Consider the following 4,176-nt stretch of genomic DNA (forward strand, 5'->3'; position numbering starts at 1 on the left):
TCACATATAAAAGATTCATTTCGTCCTTCACATGCCGATTTTACCTACGATAAAAAATATGGGCATAGAGATTATCGCGGTGGCGGAAGAACTTCAGCTAGAGAAACAGCCAATTGGGTTGTTGGTGGAGCAGTAGCAAAGCAAGTAATTTCTGAAATAAAAATTAATGCATTTACATCTTCAGTAGGAGATATTTTTATGGAAAAGCCATATCAGGAAGTTGATTTTAATAAAATTGAAAGTAATATTGTACGTTGCCCTGATGCTGCTTCAGCAGAAAAAATGATTGCTAAGATTGAAGAAATAAAAAAACAAGGTGATACTATTGGTGGAACAGTTACTTGTGTAATTCAAAATGTGCCTGTTGGTTTGGGTGAGCCTATTTTTGATAAATTACACGCACAATTAGGTAAAGCGATGCTATCTATAAACGCAGTAAAAGGTTTTGAATATGGAAGTGGATTTTGTGGTGCTAAAATGAAAGGAAGTGAACATAACGATATTTTTAATGAAGATGGAACTACAAAAACGAATTTATCAGGAGGAATTCAAGGAGGAATAAGCAACGGAATGGATATTTATTTTCGTGTTGCTTTTAAACCTGTAGCAACTATTATGCAAGCGCAACAAACTATTGATAAGGATGGAAATATAGTTAAAATGCATGGTAAAGGCCGTCATGACCCTTGTGTTGTGCCTAGAGCAGTTCCTATTGTAGAAGCATTAGCAGCAATGGTATTAACGGACTTTATGTTGTTAAACAATTAATAAAAAAAGGCTGAAATTTTAAATTTTAGCCTTTTTAATTACATATAATATAATATAAACATTACAGGAATTATAATACCTAATAACATATAAATTCCTCCACGCCCTGTAATACCCTTCTTACCTTTTGTAATAAAAAATGAAGTTATTACAAACAAAATAAGTGAAGCAGCAAAGATATCAGAGAACCAAGTCCAAATTCTATTTGGATTGTAGTGTAAATAATTTGTTTCAAATATTAGGGCTCGTTTTTTCAAATATTCGGCAATTCCTTTCCCGCTTTTAATATTCACATATACAGAAGATCCTCCTCTTAAGAAGATTTTAATATTGTTTTTATCAGGATAATAATGACTCTTATAGTTATTTCTATTATCAATTTTATCTAATAAAGTTAGAACATAATCTTTTGTGGTTGCTGTTTTCTCTAAGTTTATTGAAGTGGTGAAGTGCTTAATTTCAACCGAATAATTGGGATTCCAATCACTCATGTGATTTAAAGCAATACCAGAAATAGCATAGATTAATGTTGTTCCTATAAAAAAGAAACCAATGTCTCTATGAAGTATTCTACTCCATTTTCGCAATGTTTTCATAGTGAAATTCAACTATTCAGTCTTAGTCAGTGAAACATATTTTAAAGAATAGTTTGATATATGATCAATACTATCAACTTTCATTTTGTCTCTATATTGTTGAATGTGTTCTTTTTTTGCATCAAATTGTTCTTGGTTTGATTTCCCTTCAGAATGACTTTTAATGTTGTCTTCTTCCATTTGTAAACAAGTTGATTCATCTATTCGTTCTTCAACTACAACTCCAGTTAATGTAATTTCATTTCCTTTTAAAGCTTCATCAAATCGTTCATCTGAAGTTACATGAACATTACCTTTATCTGTAACCATTAGTATTTTTTTCCCGCCGTGTTTACAAACGTGATCTACAATACCGTTAATTTGAATTTCTTTGTTTACAAACTCCCCAGCCTTTGCATCAAATTCACCAATAGCTAACATTGGAGTTTCAATAGCTTTTGTTTCTTTAACTTCTTTAACTTCTTTAACTTCTTTAACTTCTTTAACTTCTTTAACTTTCTTAGTTTCTGTTTTACAAGAAATAAATGAGATTGTTAGCGCTAAAAGGAATACAATTTTTTTCATGATGATTTTTTTAAACGTTTATAAAAATGTAGCGACTAAGTTACAATTGATACAAAATAAAAAGAATGATTTAAATCAGTTTAGTGGTATTTTATGCTTATTTAATTAAAGTATTTCTTAGTTGATTATTTTTCTTGTAAGAATAACAACTACATTGTTGGTAAATCTCCATCGCCTTTTGTAGGTAAATTACTAAACCCCATTAAATATTCATCAACCTTTCTTGCAGCTTCTCTTCCTTCAGAAATTGCCCAAACAATTAAAGATTGTCCTCTACGCATATCACCAGCAGTAAAAATGTTAGGAATATTGGTTTGATATTCGTTGCCAATAAAATTACTTTTTTCATCAGTTTTAATGCTAAGTTGTTCACTTAACGTTGATTCTGGTCCGGTAAAGCCCAAAGCAAGTAATGCCAAATCACAAGACCAAGTTTTTTCTGTGCCTTCAATTTCAATTAACTCAGGTCTTTTATCAGGAATTATTTTCCATTTAACATTAATTGTTTTCAAGGCAATTAATTCACCTTTTTCATTACTAATAAATTCTTTGGTATTTATTAACCAGTTTCTGTTACAACCTTCTTTATGTGATGAAGAATTTTTTAATTGCAAGGGCCAAAAAGGCCAAGGAGTTTTAGGACTTCTGTGACCAGGAGGCTTAGGCATAATTTCAAAATTTGTAACCGATTTAGCTCCTTGTCGATTTGAAGTTCCTACACAATCTGAACCTGTATCTCCACCACCAATAACAATTACATCTTTATCTGTTGCTAAAACTTGATTTTTAATTTTTTTACCAAAAACAACTTTTGTGGCTTGCGTTAGGAAATCCATTGCTTGAACAACTCCATTTGTTTTAATTCCTGGAGTAGGTAAGCTTCTTCTTTCAGTTGCACCACCACATAAAACAATTGCATTAAAATTATTTAAATTTTTAGTTGCATAATTAACACCAACATTTACATTGGTTTTAAAGGTAATTCCTTCAGCTTCTAAAATTGAAATTCTTCTGTCTATAATTCCTTTTTCTAACTTAAAATTTGGTATTCCGTAGCGTAATAAACCACCAACTGCATCATCTCTTTCAAAAACAGTAACTGTATGTCCAGCTCTGTTTAATTGTTGGGCAGCTGCTAAACCTGTAGGTCCAGACCCTATAATTGCAACATTTTTATCTGTTTTTTTAGTAGGAAGTTGGGGTTTTATCCATCCTTCTTTAAAAGCGCGTTCAACAATATTTTTTTCAATATTTTCTATTGAAATAGGATTGTCAATAATTCCTAAAACACAAGCTTGTTCGCAAGGTGCTGGACATAAACGTCCAGTAAATTCAGGGAAATTATTCGTTGTGTGTAAAATGTATGATGCTTTTTTCCATTCACCTTTATGAACCATATCATTAAAGTCTGGAATTAAATTTCCAAGTGGACAAGCGCTATGGCAAAATGGAATACCACAATCCATGCATCGTGAGCCTTGTTTGTTTATTTCATCTTTTTTTAATGAGATAGTAAACTCATTATAATTTTTTACACGCTCTTTTACTTTTTTATATGTTTCGTCTTTTCTTTTAAATTCTTTAAAACCTGTTATTTTTCCCATAATACTACGCTGTTAATTCTTCTATCATTGGTTCTTCGGTTTCTAAACGTTTTAAAGCACGTTTATACTCTATAGGCATTACTTTCACAAAATTACTTAAGCTGGTTTTCCAATTATTTAATAAATTTTTACCTCTATTGCTATTGGTATAAATAACATGTTTTTCAATTAAGGTTTTTAGCTCATTTGCATCTTCTGTTTCAATAGGATCAAACTCTATTGTTTCAGTATTACATAATCCATTTATGAAATTATTGGTTGGATCGTAGATATAGGCAATACCACCACTCATACCTGCAGCAAAATTTCTACCTGTTTTTCCAAGTACAATTACTTTTCCACCTGTCATATATTCACATCCGTGGTCTCCAACTCCTTCAACAACTGCCGTTGCTCCTGAGTTACGAACAGCAAAACGTTCACCTGCAATACCATTAATATAAGCTTCGCCTTCAACAGCACCAAACAAACAAACATTACCAATAATTATATTTTCTTCAGCAATAAAAGTCGCTTTGACTGGTTTTTTAACAATTATTTTTGCCCCAGATAAACCTTTTCCTAAATAATCATTGGTGTTTCCTTCTATAGTGAAAGTTAAACCATGAGTCCCAAATGCACCAAAACTTTGACCAGCTGAACCT

At 31.4% G+C, this 4,176-nt stretch carries 4 protein-coding genes and 1 pseudogene; 1 reads left to right on the forward strand and 4 read right to left on the reverse strand.

Going from position 1 to position 4,176, the window contains the following annotated elements:
- The coding region (aroC, locus tag QM495_RS01160) for a chorismate synthase (RefSeq protein ID WP_408670272.1) at positions 1-768 on the forward strand (768 nt) is incomplete at its 5' end.
- A gap of 38 nt (positions 769-806) precedes the next feature.
- On the opposite strand, the gene QM495_RS01165 is transcribed toward aroC, so the two are convergent.
- The 4 genes and pseudogenes from QM495_RS01165 to QM495_RS01180 all read right to left on the reverse strand — a co-directional run.
- The gene (locus QM495_RS01165; RefSeq protein ID WP_408670273.1) at positions 807-1,364 is read right to left on the reverse strand and encodes a PepSY-associated TM helix domain-containing protein; all 558 of its coding nucleotides are present in this window, start codon (positions 1,362-1,364) and stop codon (positions 807-809) included.
- Between the two features lie 12 nt (positions 1,365-1,376).
- Positions 1,377-1,928: a hypothetical protein gene (locus tag QM495_RS01170; RefSeq protein WP_408670274.1), complete on the reverse strand. Its 552-nt coding sequence runs from the start codon at positions 1,926-1,928 to the stop codon at positions 1,377-1,379.
- A 149-nt stretch (positions 1,929-2,077) separates the two neighbouring features.
- Positions 2,078-3,532 (reverse strand): glutamate synthase subunit beta, encoded by a 1,455-nt coding sequence (locus QM495_RS01175; protein ID WP_408670275.1) that lies wholly within the window; start codon positions 3,530-3,532, stop codon positions 2,078-2,080.
- A 4-nt stretch (positions 3,533-3,536) separates the two neighbouring features.
- Positions 3,537-4,176 (reverse strand): annotated as a pseudogene (locus QM495_RS01180) (glutamate synthase subunit alpha); the annotation flags it as partial.

Origin of the sequence: Lutibacter sp., assembly GCF_046055765.1 — a bacterium.
GTDB lineage: Bacteria > Bacteroidota > Bacteroidia > Flavobacteriales > Flavobacteriaceae > Lutibacter.

Bases quoted from the DNA above. Each gene is read 5' to 3' on its own strand.
- QM495_RS01165 (WP_408670273.1), bottom strand. From the start codon at position 1,364: ATGAAAACATTGCGAAAATGGAGTAGAATACTTCATAGAGACATTGGT.
- QM495_RS01170 (WP_408670274.1), bottom strand. From the start codon at position 1,928: ATGAAAAAAATTGTATTCCTTTTAGCGCTAACAATCTCATTTATTTCT.
- QM495_RS01175 (WP_408670275.1), bottom strand. From the start codon at position 3,532: ATGGGAAAAATAACAGGTTTTAAAGAATTTAAAAGAAAAGACGAAACA.